This is a genomic window from Kluyvera chengduensis (genome assembly GCF_044197065.1).
In the GTDB taxonomy this organism is placed as follows: Bacteria; Pseudomonadota; Gammaproteobacteria; order Enterobacterales; family Enterobacteriaceae; genus Kluyvera; species Kluyvera ascorbata_C.
The window spans coordinates 201,645-224,067 of the sequence record NZ_JBIQOI010000004.1; the positions used below are offsets into that span (position 1 = coordinate 201,645).

The 22,423-nt window shown below is 54.2% G+C and carries 19 protein-coding genes and 2 tRNA genes; 4 read left to right on the forward strand and 17 right to left on the reverse strand.

What is annotated here, in order from left to right; genetic code table 11:
* Together ACH1XZ_RS13545 and ACH1XZ_RS13550 are read left to right on the forward strand one after the other, a co-directional pair.
* Positions 1-879, forward strand: coding sequence for a U32 family peptidase (locus tag ACH1XZ_RS13545; protein ID WP_459253854.1), 879 nt, complete (start codon positions 1-3; stop codon positions 877-879).
* A 175-nt stretch (positions 880-1,054) separates the two neighbouring features.
* The gene (locus ACH1XZ_RS13550) at positions 1,055-2,062 is read left to right on the forward strand and encodes a luciferase-like monooxygenase (protein WP_395595985.1); all 1,008 of its coding nucleotides are present in this window, start codon (positions 1,055-1,057) and stop codon (positions 2,060-2,062) included.
* An 87-nt stretch (positions 2,063-2,149) separates the two neighbouring features.
* Here the strand turns inward: ACH1XZ_RS13550 and mtr are convergent, their stop codons facing one another.
* From mtr to ACH1XZ_RS13610, 12 genes are all read right to left on the reverse strand, one after another.
* Complete coding sequence (gene mtr, locus ACH1XZ_RS13555; protein WP_395595986.1) at positions 2,150-3,394, reverse strand: tryptophan permease; 1,245 nt, start codon at positions 3,392-3,394, stop codon at positions 2,150-2,152.
* A gap of 145 nt (positions 3,395-3,539) precedes the next feature.
* A complete protein-coding gene (locus tag ACH1XZ_RS13560; protein ID WP_395595987.1) occupies positions 3,540-5,510 on the reverse strand; it encodes a DEAD/DEAH family ATP-dependent RNA helicase in 1,971 nt (656 codons plus the stop codon).
* Positions 5,503-5,583, reverse strand: coding sequence for a protein YrbN (yrbN, locus tag ACH1XZ_RS13565; protein WP_100249910.1), 81 nt, complete (start codon positions 5,581-5,583; stop codon positions 5,503-5,505). The genes ACH1XZ_RS13560 and yrbN overlap by 8 nt, the downstream gene beginning before the upstream one ends.
* Positions 5,584-5,689: 106 nt before the next feature.
* Positions 5,690-6,574, reverse strand: a complete 885-nt coding sequence (gene nlpI / locus ACH1XZ_RS13570; protein ID WP_035891088.1) for a lipoprotein NlpI — start codon at positions 6,572-6,574, stop codon at positions 5,690-5,692.
* A 111-nt stretch (positions 6,575-6,685) separates the two neighbouring features.
* Positions 6,686-8,821 (reverse strand): polyribonucleotide nucleotidyltransferase, encoded by a 2,136-nt coding sequence (gene pnp, locus ACH1XZ_RS13575; protein ID WP_395595988.1) that lies wholly within the window; start codon positions 8,819-8,821, stop codon positions 6,686-6,688.
* 357 nt (positions 8,822-9,178) lie between these two features.
* The gene (gene rpsO, locus ACH1XZ_RS13580) at positions 9,179-9,448 is read right to left on the reverse strand and encodes a 30S ribosomal protein S15 (protein WP_035891092.1); all 270 of its coding nucleotides are present in this window, start codon (positions 9,446-9,448) and stop codon (positions 9,179-9,181) included.
* Between the two features lie 152 nt (positions 9,449-9,600).
* A complete protein-coding gene (gene truB, locus ACH1XZ_RS13585) occupies positions 9,601-10,545 on the reverse strand; it encodes a tRNA pseudouridine(55) synthase TruB (protein ID WP_395595989.1) in 945 nt (314 codons plus the stop codon).
* On the reverse strand, positions 10,545-10,949 hold the full coding sequence (rbfA, locus tag ACH1XZ_RS13590) for a 30S ribosome-binding factor RbfA (RefSeq protein WP_035891095.1): 405 nt from the start codon (positions 10,947-10,949) through the stop codon (positions 10,545-10,547). The genes truB and rbfA overlap by 1 nt, the downstream gene beginning before the upstream one ends.
* A gap of 152 nt (positions 10,950-11,101) precedes the next feature.
* A complete protein-coding gene (infB, locus tag ACH1XZ_RS13595; protein WP_395595990.1) occupies positions 11,102-13,795 on the reverse strand; it encodes a translation initiation factor IF-2 in 2,694 nt (897 codons plus the stop codon).
* Positions 13,796-13,819: 24 nt separating this feature from the next.
* Positions 13,820-15,307: a transcription termination factor NusA gene (nusA, locus tag ACH1XZ_RS13600; RefSeq protein WP_202217112.1), complete on the reverse strand. Its 1,488-nt coding sequence runs from the start codon at positions 15,305-15,307 to the stop codon at positions 13,820-13,822.
* Between the two features lie 28 nt (positions 15,308-15,335).
* Positions 15,336-15,788, reverse strand: coding sequence for a ribosome maturation factor RimP (gene rimP, locus ACH1XZ_RS13605; protein WP_035891101.1), 453 nt, complete (start codon positions 15,786-15,788; stop codon positions 15,336-15,338).
* 208 nt (positions 15,789-15,996) lie between these two features.
* Positions 15,997-16,073: transfer RNA gene (locus tag ACH1XZ_RS13610), tRNA-Met, on the reverse strand.
* 334 nt (positions 16,074-16,407) lie between these two features.
* On the opposite strand from ACH1XZ_RS13610, the gene argG reads away from it, so the two are divergent.
* Complete coding sequence (argG, locus tag ACH1XZ_RS13615; protein ID WP_035891104.1) at positions 16,408-17,751, forward strand: argininosuccinate synthase; 1,344 nt, start codon at positions 16,408-16,410, stop codon at positions 17,749-17,751.
* 77 nt (positions 17,752-17,828) lie between these two features.
* Here the strand turns inward: argG and ACH1XZ_RS13620 are convergent, their stop codons facing one another.
* Positions 17,829-18,734 carry a cupin domain-containing protein gene (locus tag ACH1XZ_RS13620; protein ID WP_395595991.1) on the reverse strand — a complete coding sequence of 302 codons (906 nt, stop codon included), beginning with the start codon at positions 18,732-18,734 and terminating at the stop codon, positions 17,829-17,831.
* A 116-nt stretch (positions 18,735-18,850) separates the two neighbouring features.
* Between ACH1XZ_RS13620 and ACH1XZ_RS13625 the strand changes: the two genes are divergently transcribed.
* Positions 18,851-19,387: a carboxymuconolactone decarboxylase family protein gene (locus ACH1XZ_RS13625; RefSeq protein ID WP_395595992.1), complete on the forward strand. Its 537-nt coding sequence runs from the start codon at positions 18,851-18,853 to the stop codon at positions 19,385-19,387.
* Positions 19,388-19,494: 107 nt separating this feature from the next.
* Here ACH1XZ_RS13625 and ACH1XZ_RS13630 read toward each other — a convergent pair.
* From ACH1XZ_RS13630 to folP, 4 genes are all read right to left on the reverse strand, one after another.
* Positions 19,495-19,581, reverse strand: a tRNA-Leu gene (locus tag ACH1XZ_RS13630).
* 13 nt (positions 19,582-19,594) lie between these two features.
* Positions 19,595-19,927, reverse strand: coding sequence for a preprotein translocase subunit SecG (gene secG, locus ACH1XZ_RS13635; RefSeq protein WP_395595993.1), 333 nt, complete (start codon positions 19,925-19,927; stop codon positions 19,595-19,597).
* Positions 19,928-20,152: 225 nt separating this feature from the next.
* Positions 20,153-21,490: a phosphoglucosamine mutase gene (gene glmM, locus ACH1XZ_RS13640; RefSeq protein WP_035891112.1), complete on the reverse strand. Its 1,338-nt coding sequence runs from the start codon at positions 21,488-21,490 to the stop codon at positions 20,153-20,155.
* On the reverse strand, positions 21,483-22,331 hold the full coding sequence (gene folP, locus ACH1XZ_RS13645; protein WP_395595994.1) for a dihydropteroate synthase: 849 nt from the start codon (positions 22,329-22,331) through the stop codon (positions 21,483-21,485). Before folP ends, glmM begins: the two co-directional genes overlap by 8 nt.
* Between the last annotated feature and the right edge of the window lie 92 nt (positions 22,332-22,423).

Consider the following 22,423-nt stretch of genomic DNA (forward strand, 5'->3'; position numbering starts at 1 on the left):
ATGAAATATTCATTAGGACCAGTGCTTTACTACTGGTCAAAAGAGACGCTGGAAGACTTTTACCAGCAGGCCGCCGCGAGCCACGCCGATACCATTTATCTCGGTGAAGCGGTATGCAGCAAGCGTCGCGCCACCAAAGTGGGCGACTGGCTGGATATGGCTAAATCCCTCGCGGACAGCGGCAAGCAGGTGGTGATCTCTACGCTGGCGCTGGTGCAGGCATCCTCCGAGCTGGGCGAGCTGAAGCGCTACGTCGACAACGGCGAGTTTCTGCTGGAAGCGAGCGACCTTGGGGTAGTGAACCTCTGCGCCGAACGCAAACTGCCGTTTGTCGCCGGTCACGCGCTGAACTGCTACAACGCCGTTACCCTGAAGATATTGCAAAAACAGGGGATGGTGCGCTGGTGTATGCCGGTGGAGCTTTCTCGCGACTGGCTGGTGAATCTGCTGAATCAGTGCGAAGAGCTAGGAATCCGCGATAAGTTTGAGGTGGAAGTGCTGAGCTACGGCCATCTGCCGCTGGCCTACTCCGCGCGCTGCTTTACTGCTCGTTCGGAAGATAAGCCAAAGGATGAGTGCGAGACCTGCTGTATCAAGTACCCGAACGGGCGCAGCATGCTGTCGCAGGAGAATCAGCAGGTGTTCGTGCTGAACGGTATTCAGACCATGAGCGGCTACGTTTACAACCTGGGTAATGAGCTGACGTCGATGCACGGGCTGGTTGATATGGTGCGCCTGTCGCCGATGGGCAATGAGACCTTCGCCATGCTCGACGCCTTCCGCGCCAACGAAAATGGCCATGCTCCGCTGCCGCTGACGGCCAATAGCGACTGTAATGGTTACTGGAAGCGTCTGGCCGGGCTAGAGCTGCAGGCCTAAACATCCCCGGCGTCGCTGCGCTCGGCCGGGCTACAGTTCGTCTGTAGGCCTGATAAGCGCAGCGCCATCAGGCATTTTCTGACCAGCACCCGTCGTATAAAGCTCACTTTGTTAACAACATTCACTATTCTTTAATGCAGTATGAATAGATTAGCAGCTAGCAAAGTGAGCCTTTATGACTGACAAAACCGTTGCCTTCTCGGTGCTCGATCTCGCACCGATCCCTCAGGGTTCCTCCGCGCGAGAAGCCTTCTCCCATTCGCTCGATCTGGCACAGCTCGCTGAAAAGCGCGGCTACCACCGCTATTGGCTGGCGGAACACCACAACATGGTGGGCATCGCCAGTGCGGCAACCTCGGTGCTGATCGGCCATCTCGCCGCCCACACCACCACGCTGCGTCTGGGTTCCGGCGGCGTGATGTTGCCTAACCACTCACCGCTGGTGATTGCCGAGCAGTTCGGCACGCTCAATACGCTCTATCCTGGCCGAATCGATCTTGGGCTTGGCCGTGCGCCGGGCAGCGATCAGCCGACGATGCGTGCGCTGCGCCGTCATATGAGTGGCGATATCGATAACTTCCCGCGCGACGTCGCGGAACTGGTGGACTGGTTTGATGCGGCCGACCCAGACCCGCAGGTGCGCCCGGTACCGGGCTACGGCGAGAAGATCCCCGTGTGGCTGCTCGGTTCCAGCCTGTACGGCGCGCAGCTTGCCGCACAGCTTGGTCTGCCGTTTGCCTTCGCTTCACACTTCGCGCCGGATATGCTGTTCCAGGCGCTGCATCTCTACCGCACCAACTTCAAGCCGTCGGCGCGGCTGGAGAAACCATACGCGATGGTGTGCATCAATATCATCGCTGCCGACAGCAACCGTGATGCTGAATTCCTCTTCACCTCGATGCAGCAGGCGTTCACGAAACTGCGCCGCGGAGAGACCGGGCAGTTGCCACCACCGATTCAACAGATGGAGCACTTCTGGATCCCGTCGGAGAAATACGGCGTTGACCAGGCGCTGCGGATGTCGCTGGTGGGTGATAAGGCGAAGGTGCGCCATGGTCTGGAGTCGATTCTGCGGGAAACGCAGGCGGATGAAATTATGGTTAACGGCCAGATTTTCGATCATCAGGCGCGACTGCATTCGTTTGGGTTGGCGATGGATGTGAAGCAGGAATTGTTGGGGTAGTGTGTTTTTTGCCGGATGGCGGCTATGCCTTATCCGGCCTACATCAGAATGTAAGCCCGGTAAGCGTAGCGCCACCGGGCAAATGCCTTACTGATAAACCGGCAGCAGATTAAAGCTCGACAGCACGTGCACCAGCGCGTTACCCACGCCAAACACCAGAATCAGCGCAATCATCGGCTTACCACCCCAGACGCGGAATTTCGGGCTACCGAAGCGCTTGCGGGATTTACGTGCCAGCAGCGCCGGTACAATCGCCGCCCAGATGGTTGCCGCCAGCCCTGCATAGCCGATAGCGTACAGGAAACCGTTCGGCCACAGCAGGCCACCGATAATCGGTGGCAGGAAGGTCAGCAGCGCGGTTTTGAAACGGCCCATCGCAGAGTCATCAAATTTGAACAGATCCGCCAGATAGTCGAACAGACCCAGCGTCACCCCGAGGAACGAACTCGCCACCGCAAAGTTTGAGAACACTACCAGCAGCAGGTCCAGACTGCGGCTATTGAGCACACCGCTCAGCGCCTGCACCAGCACATCAATGTTACCGCCCTTCTGAGCAATACCGATAAATTCTGGACGTGGGATGTTACCCATCGTCGCCAGCAGCCACACCGTGTAGAGCACCAGCGCCAACAGCGTACCGTAGACCAGGCACTTCACGATGGTCTTAGGATCTTTGCCGTAGTACTTCATCAGGCTCGGGACATTACCGTGATAGCCAAATGAGGCCAGACAGAACGGCAGCGTCATTAACAGGTAAGGCGTATAGCTGGCGTGCGTCTCCGCAACGTTAAACAGCGTGGTGGGCGTGACGTGGCCCATCAGACTACCGAAGGTCAGGAAGAAGGTAATGACCTTGGCGCCCAGCACGATGGCCGTCATGCGGCTTACCGCTTTGGTGCTCAACCACACTACAAACGCCACCAGCAGCGCAAAACCAAAGCCCGCCGCGCGCGCGGGAACGTTCAGCGACATTTCACCGAAGGTGTGATGCAGAATCGAGCCGCTCGCCGAGATGTAGGCGTAGGTCAGAATGTAGAGCACGAAGGCAATGGAGATACCGTTCACCACGTTCCAGCCTTTGCCCAGCAGATCTTTGGTGATGGTGTCGAAGCTCGAACCAATACGGTAGTTGAGGTTCGCTTCGAGGATCATCAGCCCAGAGTGCAGCATGCAGAACCAGGTAAACACCAGCGCCGCCATCGACCAGAAGAACCACGCACCGGACATGACCACCGGCAGAGAGAACATCCCCGCACCAATGATTGTGCCGCCGATGATCACCACGCCGCCAAGCAGCGAAGGTGACGTTTGGGTGGTGGTTAGTGTCGCCATACAGCCTTTTCTCCAGTGTATTATTTTGCTACTGCATTTTAATGTGTCGCACTGTACCAGTACACGAGTACAAATGGAATAAAAAAAGCCCCAATCATGACGATCGGGGCTGTATATATTACTTTACGCTTTTAAACCGTGAGGCTTATGCGTCACCACCGAAACGACGACGGCCTGCAGAGTCATCACGACGTGGAGCAGCGCCTGAATCATCACGGCGCGGCGCACGGTTACCACCGTCACGACGTTCACCGCTGAAACGACGACCATCACCACGACCGCCTTCACGACGCTCGCCGCCGAAACCGCGACCTTCGCCACGACCGCCTTCGCGACGTTCGCCACCGAAGCTACGACCGCCTTCACGACGTTCGCCGCCGAAGCTACGACCGCTACGCTCTGGACGAGGCTGTGCGTCGCCGATCAGCTGCATGTTCATCGGTTTGTTCAGGATACGGGTACGAGTAAAGTGCTGCAGTACTTCGCCCGGCATGCCTTTTGGCAGTTCGATAGTAGAGTGGGTACCGAACAGCTTGATGTTACCGATATAACGGCTGCTGATGTCGCCTTCGTTCGCGATAGCACCAACAATGTGACGAACTTCAACGCCGTCATCACGACCCACTTCAATGCGGTACAGTTCCATATCGCCGACGTCACGACGTTCGCGTTTAGGACGATCTTCGCCACCACGGTCATTACGATCGCGTGGACCACGGTCATTGCGGTCACGACGTTCGAAACGATCGTCACGGTCACGGAACTCACGCTTAGGACGCATTGGCGCATCTGGTGGAACGATCAGAGAACGTTCGCCCTGTGCCATTTTCAGCAGCGCAGCGGCCAGCGTTTCAACGTCCAGCTCTTCGCCTTCCGCGGTCGGCTGGATTTGCGCCAGCAGTGCACGGTACTGATCCAGATCGCTGCTTTCCAGCTGCTGCTGTACTTTCGCGGCGAATTTTTCCAGGCGGCGTTTGCCCAGCAGATCTGCGTTTGGCAGTTCTACTTCTGGAATGGTCAGCTTCATAGTACGTTCGATGTTGCGCAGCAGACGACGCTCGCGGTTCTCAACGAACAGCAGCGCACGGCCAGCACGACCTGCACGACCGGTACGGCCGATACGGTGAACGTAAGACTCGGAGTCCATTGGGATGTCGTAGTTAACAACCAGGCTGATACGCTCAACGTCCAGACCACGTGCCGCCACGTCGGTTGCGATCAGGATATCCAGACGACCGTCTTTCAGACGATCCAGAGTCTGCTCACGCAGGGACTGGTTCATGTCGCCGTTCAGCGCGGCGCTGTTGTAGCCGCTACGTTCCAGGGCTTCAGCCACTTCCAGGGTCGCGTTTTTGGTACGAACGAAGATAATCGCCGCATCAAAATCTTCCGCTTCCAGGAAACGTACCAGCGCTTCGTTTTTGCGCATGCCGTACACAGACCAGTAGCTCTGGCTGATGTCCGGGCGAGTGGTTACGCTGGACTGAATACGTACTTCCTGTGGCTCTTTCATGAAGCGACGGGTAATACGACGGATAGCTTCCGGCATGGTTGCAGAGAACAGAGCGGTCTGGTGACCTTCTGGAATCTGAGCCATGATGGTTTCGACGTCTTCGATAAAGCCCATGCGCAGCATTTCATCTGCTTCGTCCAGCACCAGGCCGCTCAGTTTGGAGAGGTCCAGGGTGCCGCGTTTCAGGTGGTCCAGCAGACGACCTGGGGTACCGACGACAATCTGTGGCCCTTGACGCAGGGCGCGTAACTGCACGTCATAACGCTGGCCGCCGTACAGGGCTACCACGTTTACGCCGCGCATATGTTTAGAGAAATCCGTCATTGCTTCAGCTACCTGAACCGCCAGTTCGCGGGTCGGTGCCAGCACCAGAATCTGTGGTGCTTTCAGCTCAGGATCGATGTTGTTCAGCAGTGGCAGGGAAAACGCTGCGGTTTTACCACTACCTGTCTGGGCCATACCCAGAACGTCACGACCGCCCAGCAGGTGCGGAATGCACTCAGCCTGGATCGGAGATGGTTTTTCGTAACCCAGATCGGTAAGGGCTTCAAGGATAGGAGCCTTCAGGCCCAGATCTGCAAAAGTGGTTTCGAATTCAGCCATGTAGTACAAGTGCCTCGATATTAATGGCGGCCAGTCTACATAACTCATCATGAAATTGATCTGCAATTTTCATTGAAAAGTGTGAACCGGCTCAAAGTAGGTGTATTAACGAACAACAACGCCCTCACCCGCGAAGGTGATGGCAATCAAAAAAGATTACGGGCTGATGTAGTCGTCAGCTATTGCTGGTCCGATTCTGCCAGGTCATCTTGGTCCTGGCCCAGGAGCGATAATTCCAACAATGCGTATCGGTGCTCAACGTAGTTGTGTACGTTGTTGGCAACCGCCAGTTTGAACAGTGCCGTAGCGCTGTTCTTGTCCCCAAGACTTAGGTAATACTTACCTAAATAGAAGTTGGTTTCACTGAGATGCTCAGCGAGCGAGGTGTTATCCGTTGCGTCCGCCTTCAGGCGCTCCATTAACGTTTTTTCGTCAATGTTGCCTAAGTAGAACTCGACAATGTTCCATCCCCACTGTTCTTTATCCGATTTGTCGAAGCGTTGCTTCAACGCATCTTTCGCCTGCTTCTCATCGAGCTTCTGCTCAGCGAGATAAAGCCACAGACTGCGGAAAGGATCATTGGGATCGTCTTGATAAAACGCCAGCAGATCATCTTGCGCTAACTTCGCACGGCCACCGTAATAAAGCGCGATGCCGCGGTTCAAGTGCGCATAATTGTAAGTTGGATCAAGCTCAAGTACAGAATCAAACGCTTCATAGGCAGCATCAAAATTGCCTGCCTGCGTTAAATAAATGCCTAAGTAATTGAATACTTCAGGCATATCAGGTCGGATTGCCAGCGCTTGCGAAAAATCGTTACGCGCTAATGCCCTCAGACCGAGACTATCATACAACACTCCGCGCTCATATAAAAGCTGTGCGCGTTCGTCATCGGTTAAAGCCCGACTGGCAAGTATTTGTTCCATGCGTGCCAGGATCACTTCCTGCTGTAACGTCGGTTGCAATGGCACTGCGAGGACTTCACTCTTACGCCAGGCAGAGTTGCTGCATCCTGCCAGCGTGAGTGCTGTCGCAACGAAACACCAGCGCAAAAAAGGCTTCATTTCCCACTCCCGAAGACAACAATTGGATGAACGTCCTGTCCCCCGCCTGCAAACAAGGCATCCTGCCAGCTAAATGTGCCCTCCGCAAACGCGGAGGGCAAAAGGCAAACCTTACTCGCCCTGTTCCGCTGCCGGAGCTTCCGGTGCGGCGGCAGGCTGAGACTGCTCGGTTGCTTCTTTAATGCTAAGACGGATACGGCCCTGACGGTCAACTTCCAGAACCTTAACCGGTACTTCCTGGTTCATCTGCAGGTAGTCGGTCACTTTCTCAACGCGCTTGTCAGCGATCTGAGAGATGTGTACCAGACCTTCTTTACCGCCACCGATGGCAACGAACGCGCCAAAGTCAACGATACGGGTCACTTTACCGTTGTAGATACGACCTACTTCGATTTCTGCAGTGATCTCTTCGATACGACGGATAGCGAATTTCGCTTTCTCACCGTCGGTCGCTGCGATCTTCACGGTACCGTCATCTTCGATTTCGATGGTGGTGCCGGTTTCTTCGGTCAGAGCACGGATAACAGAACCGCCTTTACCGATAACGTCTTTGATCTTGTCTGGATTGATCTTGATGGTGTGGATACGTGGAGCGAACTGAGAAATGTCGCCACGTGGCGCGTTAATCGCCTGTTCCATCACGCCCAGGATGTGCAGACGCGCACCTTTAGCCTGGTTCAGAGCAACCTGCATGATCTCTTTGGTGATACCTTCAATTTTGATATCCATCTGCAGCGCAGAGATACCGTCGCGGGAACCCGCCACTTTGAAGTCCATATCGCCCAGGTGGTCTTCGTCGCCCAGGATGTCAGACAGAACAACAAAGTTGTCGCCTTCTTTCACCAGACCCATCGCGATACCCGCAACGGCCGCTTTGATTGGCACGCCTGCGTCCATCAGCGCCAGGGAAGCACCACATACGGAAGCCATGGAAGAAGAACCGTTAGATTCGGTGATTTCAGAAACCACACGAACGGTGTACGGGAATTTGTCCAGCTCTGGCATCACTGCCAGCACGCCGCGTTTCGCCAGGCGACCGTGACCAATTTCACGACGCTTAGGAGAACCGACCATACCGGTTTCGCCTACGCAGTACGGAGGGAAGTTGTAGTGGAACAGGAAGTTGTCAGTACGCTCGCCCATCAGCTCGTCGAGGTTCTGTGCATCACGGGTGGTGCCCAGGGTCGCAGTCACCAGCGCCTGAGTTTCGCCACGGGTGAACAGCGCGGAGCCGTGAGTACGTGGCAGAACGCCAGTACGTACGTCCAGACCACGGATCATGTCTTTTTCGCGGCCATCGATACGCGGCTCGCCTGCCAGTACGCGGCTACGAACAACGTTTTTCTCGATAGCGTGCAGGATTTCACCCAGTTCGTTAGCGTCCAGGGTTTCGTCTTCTGCAACCAGCTGAGCGATGGTTTCAGATTTGATCACGTCAACCTGAGCATAACGCTCTTGTTTGTCGGTGATGCGGTAAGCGTCGCTCAGGCGAGATTCTGCCAGAGCTGCAACGCGCGCGTTCAGCGCTTCGTTGACGGCTTCTGGCTGCCAATCCCAACGTGGTTTGCCTGCAACTTTTACCAGCTCGTTAATCTCTTTGATAACAACCTGCTGCTGTTCGTGACCGAATACAACGGCACCCAGCATCTGGTCTTCGCTCAGCAGTTCTGCTTCGGATTCAACCATCAGTACGGCAGCTTCGGTACCGGCAACAACCAGGTCCAGCTTGCTTTCTTTCAGTTCGTCCTGAGTCGGGTTCAGTACGTACTGGTCGTTGATGTAACCAACACGAGCAGAACCGATTGGGCCGTTGAACGGCAGGCCGGACAGGGACAGGGCAGCGGATGCGCCGATCATGGCAACGATGTCAGGGTTAACCTGTGGGTTAACGGAAACCACGGTTGCGATAACCTGAACTTCGTTAATGAAGCCTTCCGGGAACAGCGGACGAACCGGGCGGTCAATCAGACGCGCGATCAGGGTTTCGCCTTCGCTTGGACGGCCTTCACGACGGAAGAAGCTACCTGGGATACGGCCAGCAGCGTAGGTACGCTCCTGATAGTTAACGGTCAGCGGGAAGAAGTCCTGGCCTGGTTTGGTTTTTTTCTGGCCGACAACGGTAACGAATACCGCGGTGTCATCCATGCTAACCATCACAGCGGCAGTCGCCTGACGCGCCATCATGCCGGTTTCCAGCGTGACGGTGTGTTGGCCGTACTGGAACTTACGAACGATCGGATTAAGCAAAATTCTATCCTTTCTTATTAAATGGTGGCACACCCTCTGGCGTACCAACCGATGAAACCGATCTTCTTTGCATCCTCGCGACTAATGACAACCCTAACCCGATGCGGGTAAAGCCTCTCATTAGCCGCGCGAACCTCTGCAACGAAGAATATGCACAACAACAATACATTATACCCGTTATCTTTCAAAATACTGCTGTGTCGGTAATTTCAGCTCAATTTTGTCTAAACAAGACGTAGACAGGGAGGATTACCGGGGCACAAACAGCGTTTCTACGGGCACTCTGTTCTTTTAAATTGGCGTTGTCTGGTGGAAAAAAGGGGCCATAAAGGCCCCTCTTTCTGAAACTCGCTAGAATTAGCGACGCAGACCCAGACGCTCGATCAGCGCGGTGTAGCGTGCAACATCTTTACGTTTCAGGTAGTCGAGCAGTTTACGACGCTGAGAAACCATGCGCAGCAGACCACGACGGCTGTGGTGATCTTTTTTGTGCTCTGCAAAGTGACCCTGCAGGTGGTTGATCTGTGCAGTCAGCAGTGCAACCTGAACTTCGGTAGAACCACTGTCGTTCGCGCCACGACCGAACTCAGAAACGATTTGTGCTTTAGCTTCAACGCTTAGAGACATTTTGAACTCCAAATTTAAAAGAAAGAAAGGGTGCCGATCTCTAATTCAGCAGCCCCTGATATAACGCTTGCCAATTGTTAAACAATTAAGCAGGCGTTAAGCCGCGATATTCTACTCGCAGCGCTCTGTTATCGCAAGCCACACAATCTGACTTACTCGGTGTATTCGACCACCAGGCGACGTGGTGCCACGCGGCCTTCATCGTCGATTTCACCCATGCCGAGGAATTTGCCTTCTTCCCCTTCGGTCACGCGCACCAGACCTTCAAGAGGCGCACCTGACGTCCGCACCGGATTACCATTTTTGAAATAAACCGATGAGGTTAAAGGAAGATTGACTATCGGATAGTCTGAAGCAGGACTGTCCATTGGCATTAATAGCGGGTCGAGCAGACTCGCGGCCGGAACGCCCTGCTGTTCGGCCTGTTCGACCAGCGCATGCAGTTGTTCCAGCGTGACCATACGGTCGACCGGGTATTTGCTGACCGCCAGACGGCGCAGGAAAATCACGTGCGCACCGCAGCCGAGCTTCTCACCCAGATCGTCGATAATGGTACGAATATAAGTACCTTTTGAGCAGTGAATCTCCAGCTCCAGTTCGTTACCTTCATGGCGGATAAACAGCAGCTCATAGACGGTAATCGGGCGGGCTTCACGCGGTACGTCGATGCCCTGACGCGCATATTCGTACAGCTTTTTGCCCTGGTACTTCAGCGCCGAGTACATGGATGGCACCTGTTGGGTGTCTCCACGGAAGCTCTCCAGCGCTTCAGCCAGCTGCGCATCGCTGAAGGTCACCGGACGTTCTTCCACGATCTGGCCATCGGCATCCGAGGTATCGGTGCGCTGGCCCAGGCGAGCAATCACACGATAACGCTTGTCGGAGTCCAGCAGATACTGAGAAAACTTGGTGGCTTCACCGAGGCAAATCGGCAGCATGCCGGTAGCCAGCGGGTCCAGCGCGCCGGTATGCCCGGCGCGGTTGGCGTTATAAATACGCTTGACCTTCTGCAGCACATCATTGCTGGACGCGCCTTGCGGTTTGTCCAGCAATAATACGCCGTGAATATCACGGCCGCGACGACGAGGACGACTCATCAGTCCTCCTTGCTGTCGTCCGCTGGGTTCACACGACGTTCGTCGTCATGCTTCACCACGCTGGTCACCAGGTTAGACATGCGCATACCTTCAACCAGCGAGTTGTCGTAGAAGAAGGTCAGTTCCGGCACGATACGCAGGCGCATCGCTTTCCCCAGCAGAGAACGGATAAAGCCAGAGGCTTCCTGCAGCGCTTTGATGCCAGCTTTAATCGCCGCTTCATCTTTATCGTTCAGGAAGGTGACAAACACTTTGGCATAGGCCAGGTCACGAGACATTTCGACACCGGAAACGGTGGTCATCATGCCCAGACGAGGATCTTTAATTTCGCGCTGCAGGATGATTGCGATCTCTTTTTGCATCTCCTGGGCCACGCGCTGCGGGCGACCAAATTCTTTCGCCATAATAAATTCTCCAGACAAAAAAGGGGCTATCAGCCCCTTTTTAAAATTAATACGGTATTCAGGCTGTAGGCCTGATAAGCGCTGGCGCCATCAGGCATAACATTGCTGGATGACGGCGTAAACGCCGCCATCCGGCCTACACCCAACCAACCTTAAGCGATGGTACGTTGGATCTCGATAATTTCGAACACTTCGATCATATCGCCAACGCGAACGTCGTTGTAGTTCTTAACGCCGATACCACATTCCATACCGTTACGGACTTCGTTAACGTCATCTTTGAAGCGGCGCAGGGATTCCAGCTCGCCTTCATAGATAACCACGTTGTCGCGCAGAACGCGGATTGGGTTGTGACGCTTGATGGTACCTTCGGTAACCATACAGCCCGCGATCGCACCGAATTTCGGTGATTTGAACACGTCACGTACTTCAGCCAGACCAATGATCTGCTGTTTCAGTTCCGGAGACAGCATGCCGCTCATTGCTGCTTTCACTTCGTCGATCAGGTTATAGATGACGGAGTAGTAGCGCAGATCCAGGCTTTCTGACTCGATAACTTTACGTGCAGAGGCATCGGCACGTACGTTGAAGCCAACCAGGATAGCGTTAGATGCTGCAGCCAGGGTTGCGTCGGTTTCGGTGATACCACCTACGCCAGAACCGATGATCTTCACTTTCACTTCGTCGGTAGACAGTTTCAGCAAGGAGTCGGAGATCGCTTCCACAGAACCCTGTACGTCGGCCTTCAGTACGACGTTCACTTCGTGAACTTCGCCTTCGGTCATGTTGGCGAACATGTTCTCGAGTTTAGATTTCTGCTGACGAGCCAGTTTAACTTCACGGAATTTACCCTGACGGTACAGAGCAACTTCACGCGCTTTCTTCTCGTCACGAACGACGGTCACTTCGTCACCGGCAGCCGGAACACCGGACAGACCCAGGATTTCCACTGGAATGGATGGACCCGCTTCCAGCACTTCCTGACCCAGTTCGTTACGCATCGCACGAACGCGACCGTATTCGAAGCCACACAGTACGATATCGCCCTTGTTCAGGGTACCTTCGCGAACCAGGACGGTAGCGACTGGGCCACGACCTTTGTCCAGGAAGGATTCGATTACCGCGCCGCTCGCCATACCTTTACGAACCGCTTTCAGCTCCAGAACTTCAGCTTGCAGCAGGATAGCGTTCAGCAGGTCGTCGATACCGGTACCCGCTTTTGCAGATACAGGGATGAACTGCGATTCGCCGCCCCATTCTTCCGGCATAACGCCGTACTGAGACAGTTCGTTCTTAACGCGGTCCATATCGGCTTCTGGCTTATCGATTTTGTTCACAGCAACAACCAAAGGCACCTGCGCCGCTTTCGCGTGCTGGATTGCTTCGATGGTCTGCGGCATCACGCCGTCGTCTGCCGCAACAACCAGAACAACGATATCCGTTGCCTGAGCACCACGAGCACGCATGGAGGTAAACGCGGCGTGGCCTGGGGTATCCAGGAAGGTGATCATCCCGTTTTCAGTTTCAACGTGATAAGCACCGATGTGCTGAGTAATGCCGCCCGCTTCGCCAGAGGCCACTTTCGTAGAACGAATGTAGTCCAGCAGAGAGGTTTTACCGTGGTCAACGTGACCCATAATAGTCACAACTGGTGCGCGCGGTTCAGCCGCAGCACCGGTGTCACGGTCGCTCATTACCGCTTCTTCCAGCTCGTTTTCACGACGCAGGATAACTTTGTGGCCCATCTCTTCGGCAACCAGCTGTGCGGTTTCCTGGTCGATGACCTGGTTGATGGTGGCCATTGCGCCCAGCTTCATCATCGCTTTGATGACCTGAGAGCCTTTCACAGCCATCTTGTTAGCCAGATCGCCAACGGTAATGGTTTCACCAATCACAACATCACGGTTAACGGCCTGAGCTGGCTTCTGGAAGCCCTGCTGCAGCGCGGAACCTTTACGCTGTTTGCCGCCTTTACCACCGCGAACCGCTGCACGCGCTTCTTCACGGTCAGCTTTAGATTCAGCGTGTTTGTTGCCTTTCTTCTGAGGACGCGCTGCTTTAGATGCAGTACGCGCACGGCCACGGCCACCTTCAACTTCGCGGTCGTTTTCGTCTTCAGCCTGGCGAGCATGGGTAGAAGTCGTGACGTGATAATCGCTAGCATCTTCAATAGGTTCAGCGTTATTCACACCATTCTTCTCATTTTCTTCTGCCATACGGCGAGCTTCTTCCGCTACGCGGCGCGCTTCTTCTTCAAGCTTGCGACGTGCTTCTTCTTCCGCTTTACGCTTCAGCTCGGCAGCTTCATTTTCACGGCGGGCTTTATCAGCCTGGGCAGTTTTGGTCATATCGTCGGTCTGTTGATTGCTCACTTTGTCTTTTTCCGCAGCTTCACGTTTCGCTTTGTCAGCGGCTTCACGATTAGCTTTTTCTGCGGCCTCACGTTCAGCTTTTTGTTGCGCCTCGCGTTTAGCTGCTTCTTCAGCTTCACGACGGGCTTGCTCTTCCGCTTCACGCTGCGCCTGCTCTTCCGCGGCCAGGCGTTCAGCCTCTTGCGGATCGCGTTTTACAAAGGTGCGTGTCTTGCGGACTTCGATTTGTACCGATTTGCTTTTTCCACCGGTACCTGGAATGTTGAGAGTACTGCGCGTTTTGCGCTGCAAAGTCAACTTATCTGGGGCAGAACCATTTTCACGGTTCAGATGCGCCAGTAAGGTTTGCTTCTCTTGCGCGGACACAGAATCATCAGCACCTTTCGGGATGCCCGCATCAGCAAATTGCTGTACCAGGCGATCCACGGAGGTCTGTATTTCTGCAGCCAGCGTTTTTACGGTTACATCTGTCATACTGTTCCTTCCTGCTACAGTTTATTACGCTTCGTCGCCGAACCAGCAGATATTACGGGCAGCCATAATCAGCTCACCGGCTTTCTCGTCGGTTAACCCTTCGATATCCACCAGATCATCAATACCCTGTTCGGCGAGATCTTCCAGCGTACAAACACCACGGGCAGCCAGTTTGAAGGCCATCTCACGATCTAATCCTTCCAGATTCAGCAGATCGTCAGCCGGTTTATTATCACCGAGGCTTTCTTCCTGGGCCAGTGCCAGAGTGGTCAGTGCGTTTTTAGCACGCTCGCGCAGTGCTTCAACGGTGTCTTCATCCAGGCCATCAATAGCCAGCAGCTCTTTCATTGGCACATAGGCCAGTTCTTCCAGCGTGGAGAAGCCTTCTTCAACCAGCACGGTAGCGAAATCTTCATCAATATCGAGATATTTAGTGAAGGTATCGATAGCCGCGTGTGCTTCAGCCTGGTGCTTCGCCTGCAGGTCATCAACGGTCATAACGTTGAGTTCCCAGCCGCTCAGTTGAGAAGCCAGACGGACGTTCTGACCGTTACGGCCAATCGCCTGCGCCAGGTTGCCCGCTTCAACCGCGATATCCATGGTGTGCTTGTCTTCGTCAACCACAATAGATGCCACGTCAGCCGGAGCCATCGCGTTGATCACGAACTGCGCTGGGTTGTCGTCCCACAGCACGATATCGATACGTTCGCCGCCCAGCTCGGTAGAGACCGCCTGAACACGCGCACCGCGCATACCAACACAAGCACCGACTGGGTCGATACGTTTGTCGTTGGTCTTAACAGCGATTTTGGCACGAGAACCCGGATCGCGAGCAGCAGCTTTGATTTCGATAACTTCTTCACCGATTTCTGGCACTTCAATGCGGAACAGTTCGATCAGCATTTCAGGCTTAGAACGGGTGACGAAGAGCTGCGCACCGCGCGCTTCCGGACGTACGGAGTACAGAACACCGCGGATACGGTCGCCTGGACGGAAGTTTTCACGCGGCAGCATGTCTTCACGCAGGATAACCGCTTCAGCGTTGTTGCCAAGGTCCAGAGAGATGTTGTCGCGGTTAACTTTCTTAACCACGCCGGTGATGATCTCACCTTCATGCTCACGGAACTGGTCTACAACCATTGCGCGTTCAGCTTCACGTACTTTCTGTACGATAACCTGTTTTGCAGTCTGGGTCGTAATACGGTCGAAGGTCACAGATTCGATCTGATCTTCAACGTATTCGCCCACGTTCAGGCTTTCGTCTTCGAAGCGTGCCGCTTCGAGGGTGATTTCTTTAGTCGGCTGGGTCACTTCTTCGACAATAACCCAACGACGGAAGGTGTCGAAATCACCGCTACGACGGTCAATTTCAACGCGAACGTCGATTTCTTGTTCGTATTTTTTCTTCGTTGCTGTAGCCAGCGCACTTTCCAGCGCTTCAAAAATTTTCTCGCGTGGCAGTGATTTTTCGTTGGAAACGGCTTCAACAACGGCCAAAATTTCTTTGTTCATCGCGGGCTTTTCACCTCAATCCAGACTGTTAAAAGTGGGGAACCAGGTTCGCCTTCTGGATGTTACTCAGCGCGAACACTTCATCTTTACCGTCGACTGTCACGGTGATCATCTCACCGTCTACCGCTTTAATAATGCCCTGCCACTTACGACGGTTCTGAACCGCCATACGCAGGACCAGCGTAACCTCTTCACCCATGAAACGCACATAGTGTTCAGCAGTGAACATAGGACGGTCGAGGCCCGGAGAGGAAACTTCCAGGTTGTAAGCCACCGTAATAGGATCTTCAACATCCATCACCGCGCTTACCTGGTGGCTCACATCAGCACAATCATCAACATTGATGCCATCTTCACTATCAATATAGATGCGCAGTGTCGATGTGCGACCGCGAATAAATTCGATGCCGACCAGTTCGTAGCCTAAGGCTTCAACCGGCGCTGTAATCATCTCTGTTAATTTTTGCTCTAATGTGGACAAACCCACCCCCAAGACATAAAAAAAGGGCCTAAAGCCCAGTTATTCTGTAGTCAGATAACAAAAAACCCCGATAAATCGGGGCTTTAGATAACTGAACCCTATAGCCGCAACTGCGGCCTGGAGAACCTTCCGAAAGAATTTTTTTTCAAATCCAGCTACGAAGGCCTAAGTCTTCACAGTATATTTGAAAATGAACTCTAAGGGAAAGTGGTTGCGGGGGCCGGATTTGAACCGACGACCTTCGGGTTATGAGCCCGACGAGCTACCAGGCTGCTCCACCCCGCGCCTGAAACGTGGCAAATTTTACTCGTTTTGAGTAAAAAGTGCAAATAATGCTGGGATTTGGTACCGAGGACGGGACGTAAAATCTGCTTCTAGTATAGTGACCTCGATCACAGCTTGTCAACCTCACATTCTATGCAGAAGAAATGCGTAAGCCGTCGCGGTATGGTAATGCTGGTTATCAGCGCTGACGGCGCGGATTTTTTGAATAAAAATGCACGAATCCCTTCCGATGCCAGTCAAAACATGATTAAATGAAAACTCATTTATTTTGCATAAAAATTCACTGACAGCGAAAGCGATTTATCCTTCAGTCAATCAAGCAGGGTTTTACTTTATGACGACGATTCTCAAGCATCTTCCAGCAGGTCAACGTATTGGTATCGCCTTCTCTGGCGGTCTTGACACCAGCGCAGCGCTGCTGTGGATGCGACAAAAAGGAGCGGTCCCTTATGCATATACTGCAAACCTGGGCCAGCCTGACGAAGAAGATTATGATGCGATCCCTCGTCGTGCTATGGAATATGGCGCAGAGAATGCTCGCCTGATCGACTGCCGTAAACAACTGGTTGCTGAAGGTATCGCCGCGATTCAGTGTGGTGCCTTCCACAACACTACCGGTGGTCTGACCTACTTTAACACCACCCCGCTGGGCCGTGCCGTGACCGGTACCATGCTGGTTGCCGCCATGAAAGAAGATGGCGTAAACATCTGGGGCGACGGCAGCACCTATAAAGGCAACGATATCGAACGCTTCTATCGTTACGGCCTGCTGACCAACGCTGAACTGCAAATTTACAAACCGTGGCTCGATACCGACTTTATCGACGAGCTCGGCGGTCGTCATGAAATGTCTGAATTCATGATCGCCTGCGGCTTCGACTACAAAATGTCCGTCGAGAAAGCCTACTCCACCGACTCCAACATGCTGGGCGCAACGCACGAAGCAAAAGACCTTGAGTTCCTGAACTCCAGCGTGAAGATCGTTAACCCCATCATGGGCGTGAAATTCTGGGACGAAAACGTGAAGATCCCAGCGGAAGAAGTCACTGTGCGCTTTGAGCAGGGCCATCCGGTCGCGCTGAACGGTAAAACTTTCAGCGACGACGTTGAGATGATGCTGGAAGCGAACCGCATCGGCGGCCGTCACGGTCTGGGCATGAGCGACCAGATTGAAAACCGTATCATTGAAGCGAAGAGCCGTGGCATCTACGAAGCTCCGGGGATGGCACTGCTGCATATTGCCTACGAGCGTCTGCTGACCGGTATCCACAACGAAGATACCATCGAGCAGTATCATTCCCATGGCCGTCAGTTGGGCAAACTGCTGTATCAGGGCCGCTGGTTCGACTCGCAGGCGTTGATGTTACGTGACGGCCTGCAGCGTTGGGTGGCCAGCCAGATTACCGGTGAAGTGACACTGGAGCTGCGTCGTGGCAACGACTACTCCATTCTCAATACTGTGTCTGACAACCTGACCTACAAGGCCGAGCGTCTGACCATGGAGAAAGGTGAGTCTGTGTTCTCGCCAGACGATCGTATTGGCCAACTGACCATGCGTAACCTCGACATCACCGATACCCGTGAAAAGCTGTTCGGCTATGCGAAAGCGGGTCTGCTGACCGCCTCTTCTGCCACCGGTCTGCCGCAGGTTGAGAACCTGGAAAACAAAGGCAAATAAGCCTGCGTCGAGAATGTAAAAGGCCGCTTATGCGGCCTTTTTTACGCCTGGGGATTGTTTGGGCTCGGAGAGTTGCACTATCTGCGCCGCCATTCTCCCGGTGTCAGGCCGTAGTACTTTTTGAAGGTCTTTGAGAACGATGCCAGCGACTGGAACCCACTGCGTTCGGCAATCACGTCGAGCCGGGCCTGTCTGTCCTGATGCAACAATCTCGCCGCCATCGCCATGCGTAGTTGCGTCAGCCAGGCCTGTGGCGTCAGGTGATAAGCTCGGGCAAAGTGACGGGCAAACGTCGCACGCGATAAAAAGGCGCGTGCCGCCATACTTTCCATCGTCCAGGGCTGTTCAGGCGTGGCAAGAACGGCCAGCACCGCGGGCATCAGCCGTTCATCCCCCATCAGGCGCAACAATCCCTCCGGTGGCTCCTCTGCACCCAGTAGCGTGCGAAACAGAAGCACCAACAGCGTATCACCCAGGCTTCGGACAATGGCGCTACCGCCGGGATGTTCCGCCAGACTCTCGCGCACCAGTACGTTGAGCAGAATCTCAAGTTCCGGGCAATCCTCCCGCTCATCGGTATGCAGATGGATAAGCTCCGACTCCCTGGCGAAAAGCCAGCTAACGTGCGGGCCAAAATAAAACTCACCGCACAGCATCTCCAGCGCATCACTTTCGCTGCCGGTGCGCATTTCGGTCAGCGTGCCGTTAAAGCGATGAGCGACAGGCAGCACCTGCCCCCACTCGACCAGGCTCTCCATCAGATGCGGCGAACCGTACGGCAACAAAATGGCATCTCCCGCTCGCATATGCCGGGTTTGGTTGCCCACGGTAAGACGCCCCTCCCCCCGTAATACAAAATGCCAGGGCACAATGCCGGAACGCATCTGCTCGTGCCCTGCCTGCCAACGACCGCCAAAACGGCAGTGCAGATTCACTTCGCAGCGCGGGGCCAGCAGCGTCAAGAGATGGCTGAGACTGTCCATATCACTCCTGAGACGATAAGACAAAAAGATGAGACGAAGAGTGCCAGTCTAGCACGCTCAGTGTGACTAAGATGACGTCATTGCCACTACAAACCCTCTAGTAACAGGAGTATGACATGAGCCGTTTAGCTGAAATTCGTGAACAAGACGCAACAGGGAAAGCCGCAGAGATTTTTGGCGGTATCAAAAAAGCGATGGGGAAAGTGCCGAATGCCTATCTGACCATCGGCGGGCACTCACCGGAGTCACTGCAACAGGCGCTGGCGCATAATGCGATGCTGCACAAAGGCAGCCTGAATGCGAAAGAGTTGGAAACCATCAACCTTGCCGTCAGCGAAGCCACCGGGTGTGACTACTGCCTGGCCGCACACAGTATGATGGCGAAAAAGGCCGGCTTCAGCAGCGAACAGATTCGTGAACTGCGCCGCGGGCAGTACGCAGAAGATGCACATCTCGACACGCTGGCAAAATTCGCACAAACGCTGGTGACCACCACGGGCACGTTGCCGGAAGCGGATGTGACAGTATTGCGTGACGCCGGGTTCAGCGACCGTCAGGTGATTGAAGCCATCAGCGCTATCAGCGCCATTTTGTTCACCAATATGGTGAACCGCGTGAACGATACCGTGGTCGACTTCCCTAAGGCTGACTAAGCCGCAGAGTGCCGGATGGCGGCGTTGCCTTATCCGGCCTACGAATTCACGGTGATTTTATACAGACGAAAAAAAAGACGCTTTTCAGCGTCTTTCTTTCGGAATATTGGTACCGAGGATGGGACTCGAACCCACAAGCCCGTTAGGGCACTACCACCTCAAGGTAGCGTGTCTACCAATTCCACCACCTCGGTACAGATACTGCTATTAGTGCGGGATATCGCTGGTCGGCTGGGCCGGTGCCGCTGGCTGAGTCGTTTGCTCAGTCTTAGGCGCAGTCAGATTTTCCCACTCGCTTCCTTTATTGATCTTGTTACTGTTGATGTTGCCCAGTACCAGACTGATAATGAAGAACAGCGTCGCAAACACGGCGGTCATACGGGTCATGAAGTTACCAGAACCGCTTGAACCAAACAATGTGCCGGAAGCGCCTGCTCCAAAGGAGGCTCCCATATCAGCGCCTTTACCTTGCTGCAGCATAACGAGGACCACAAGGCCAATTGCTACAATAAGGAAAACTACTAAAAGAGCTTCGTACATAATCAACCTGTTCCTTGCGGGGACACCGCGTACCAAGTGCTTCAACCAATAAAGCGGGATGTTTATGTTTCCCACTGAAGCGGGTGTGAATACTAACCAAAGCGAATGACCTTCGCAAGGGCAATTTTGACACATTGTATCAACTGCGGAAAAAAACAGCAAAACAACGCGTAATCAACAATAAAAAGGCGGCAAGCGCCGCCTTTTGAGTAACTTAGATAACCATTATACCGCTTTTACTGCATCGGCAATACGGTGAGCAAACGCGGTCACCTGCGCTTCTTCTTCACCTTCAACCATGACGCGAATCAGCGGCTCAGTGCCCGATTTACGCAACAGTACGCGACCACGGTTACCCAACGCGGCTTCCACTTCTGCCGCAGCCGCTTTAACCGCATCATTTTCCAGCGGGTTAGATTTTCCATCGGTATAGCGCACGTTGACCAGCACCTGCGGGAACATCTTCATACCGCTGCACAGATCGTGCAGGCTCATGTGATTACGCACCATTGCCGCAACCACCTGCAGACCAGCAACAATGCCGTCGCCGGTGGTGGTTTTATCCAGCAGGATCACGTGACCGGAGTTTTCCGCCCCGATACGCCAGCCTTTCTCCTGCATTTTCTCCAGCACATAGCGGTCGCCCACTTTTGCGCGGGTAAACGGAATACCCAGCTGCTTCAGCGCCACTTCCAGACCCATGTTGCTCATCAGCGTACCCACGGCACCACCGCGCAGTTGACCCTGGCGCAGTGCTTCACGAGCAATGATGTACATGATCTGGTCGCCATCGACCTTGTTGCCTTCGTGGTCAACCATAATGACGCGGTCGCCATCACCGTCCAGCGCAATACCGACATCGGCTTTTTCCGCCAGCACGCGCGCCTGTAGCGCACGCACATCGGTTGCCCCAACTTCTTCGTTGATGTTCACGCCGTTCGGTTCACAGCCAATGGCGATAACAGTCGCACCCAGCTCACGCAGCACGTTTGGGGCGATATGATAGGTTGCGCCGTTGGCACAATCGACCACGACTTTTAAACCGTTAAGGCTGAGGTCGTTAGGGAATGTACCTTTGCAGAACTCAATATAACGGCCAGCGGCGTCAACGATACGGCTCGCCTTGCCCAGCTCAGCAGAGTCTACGCAGGTGATCTCTTTTTCCATTTCGGCTTCAATCGCCTCTTCAACTTCATCCGGCAGCTTGGTGCCATTAATGGAGAAGAACTTGATGCCATTGTCGTAGAACGGGTTATGTGATGCCGAGATAACAATACCGGCTTCCGCACGGAAAGTGCGGGTCAGGTAGGCGACTGCGGGGGTTGGCATGGGACCGGTGAAGGAGGCAGACAGCCCCGCCGCCGCCAGACCGGCTTCCAGCGCTGACTCCAGCATATAGCCGGAGATACGGGTATCTTTCCCGATGATGATCTTACGTGAGCCGTGGCTTGCCAGCACCTTACCCGCCGCCCAACCGAGCTTCAGCACAAAGTCAGGTGTAATTGGCGCATCACCTACGCGACCGCGAATCCCATCGGTACCAAAATACTTGCGATTACTCATAACGTTTTTTTCCCTTCGCAGACAGCGTGGCTTCAACCACACGCATCGCCTCAACAGTTTCTTTGACATCGTGGACGCGAACGATATGCGCGCCCTGCATAGCTGCAATCACCGCGCACGCCAGACTGCCGCTGAGGCGCTCTGATGGCCCCACGTTCAGCAGTTGGCCAATCATCGACTTCCGCGACATGCCGACAAACAGCGGCAAACCGAAGTGGTGGAATTCTGACAGGCGAGCGAGTAATGCGTAATTATGAGAGAGATTTTTACCGAAACCGAACCCCGGGTCGAGCAACAATTTATCTTTTGCGATCCCGGCACGCTCACAGCGCGCGATCTGATCGACAAAATACTGATTCACCTCGGCAAAAACATCGTCGTACTTCGGCGCTTCCTGCATGGTTTTTGGATTACCCTGCATGTGCATCAACGACACCGGCAGTCCGGTCTCTGCCGCCGCTTCCAGCGCGCCCGGTTCGCTCAGAGAGCGAATATCATTGATGATATGGGCCCCGACGCGAGCGGATTCACGAATAACCTCCGGTTTTGACGTATCGACAGAAATCCATACTTCAAAGCGCTGGGCAATTGCCTCCACCACCGGGATCACGCGTTCCAGCTCTTCTTCAACGCTGACATCCAGCGCACCGGGACGCGTAGACTCGCCGCCCACATCGATAATCGTCGCGCCAGCATTAATCATCAGGTTTGCATGCTTCACCGCCTCAACCAACGTATTGTGCGTGCCGCCGTCAGAGAACGAGTCCGGCGTTACGTTGAGGATCCCCATCACGTGCGGATGGGAAAGATCCAGGATGGAGCCCTGGGCGGTGAGTTTCATAGCGATTCCTTCTGATTTGTTATTCGTGACATAAAAAAACCCTGGAGCAAGCCCCAGGGTTTCAGGTGAAGCACAGTCATCAACGATGGGAT

Excerpts from the sequence above, each read along its gene's own strand:
- mtr (WP_395595986.1), bottom strand. The coding sequence starts at position 3,394 with ATGGCGACACTAACCACCACCCAAACGTCACCTTCGCTGCTTGGCGGC.
- secG (WP_395595993.1), bottom strand. The coding sequence starts at position 19,927 with ATGTACGAAGCTCTTTTAGTAGTTTTCCTTATTGTAGCAATTGGCCTT.
- rpsO (WP_035891092.1), bottom strand. The coding sequence starts at position 9,448 with ATGTCTCTAAGCGTTGAAGCTAAAGCACAAATCGTTTCTGAGTTCGGT.
- rbfA (WP_035891095.1), bottom strand. The coding sequence starts at position 10,949 with ATGGCGAAAGAATTTGGTCGCCCGCAGCGCGTGGCCCAGGAGATGCAA.
- argG (WP_035891104.1), top strand. The coding sequence starts at position 16,408 with ATGACGACGATTCTCAAGCATCTTCCAGCAGGTCAACGTATTGGTATC.
- folP (WP_395595994.1), bottom strand. The coding sequence starts at position 22,331 with ATGAAACTCACCGCCCAGGGCTCCATCCTGGATCTTTCCCATCCGCAC.
- infB (WP_395595990.1), bottom strand. The coding sequence starts at position 13,795 with ATGACAGATGTAACCGTAAAAACGCTGGCTGCAGAAATACAGACCTCC.
- glmM (WP_035891112.1), bottom strand. The coding sequence starts at position 21,490 with ATGAGTAATCGCAAGTATTTTGGTACCGATGGGATTCGCGGTCGCGTA.
- nusA (WP_202217112.1), bottom strand. The coding sequence starts at position 15,307 with ATGAACAAAGAAATTTTGGCCGTTGTTGAAGCCGTTTCCAACGAAAAA.
- ACH1XZ_RS13545 (WP_459253854.1), top strand. The coding sequence starts at position 1 with ATGAAATATTCATTAGGACCAGTGCTTTACTACTGGTCAAAAGAGACG.
- nlpI (WP_035891088.1), bottom strand. The coding sequence starts at position 6,574 with ATGAAGCCTTTTTTGCGCTGGTGTTTCGTTGCGACAGCACTCACGCTG.
- ACH1XZ_RS13620 (WP_395595991.1), bottom strand. The coding sequence starts at position 18,734 with ATGGACAGTCTCAGCCATCTCTTGACGCTGCTGGCCCCGCGCTGCGAA.
- ACH1XZ_RS13625 (WP_395595992.1), top strand. The coding sequence starts at position 18,851 with ATGAGCCGTTTAGCTGAAATTCGTGAACAAGACGCAACAGGGAAAGCC.
- ACH1XZ_RS13560 (WP_395595987.1), bottom strand. The coding sequence starts at position 5,510 with ATGGCTGAATTCGAAACCACTTTTGCAGATCTGGGCCTGAAGGCTCCT.
- truB (WP_395595989.1), bottom strand. The coding sequence starts at position 10,545 with ATGAGTCGTCCTCGTCGTCGCGGCCGTGATATTCACGGCGTATTATTG.
- yrbN (WP_100249910.1), bottom strand. The coding sequence starts at position 5,583 with ATGAAAATTGCAGATCAATTTCATGATGAGTTATGTAGACTGGCCGCC.
- ACH1XZ_RS13550 (WP_395595985.1), top strand. The coding sequence starts at position 1,055 with ATGACTGACAAAACCGTTGCCTTCTCGGTGCTCGATCTCGCACCGATC.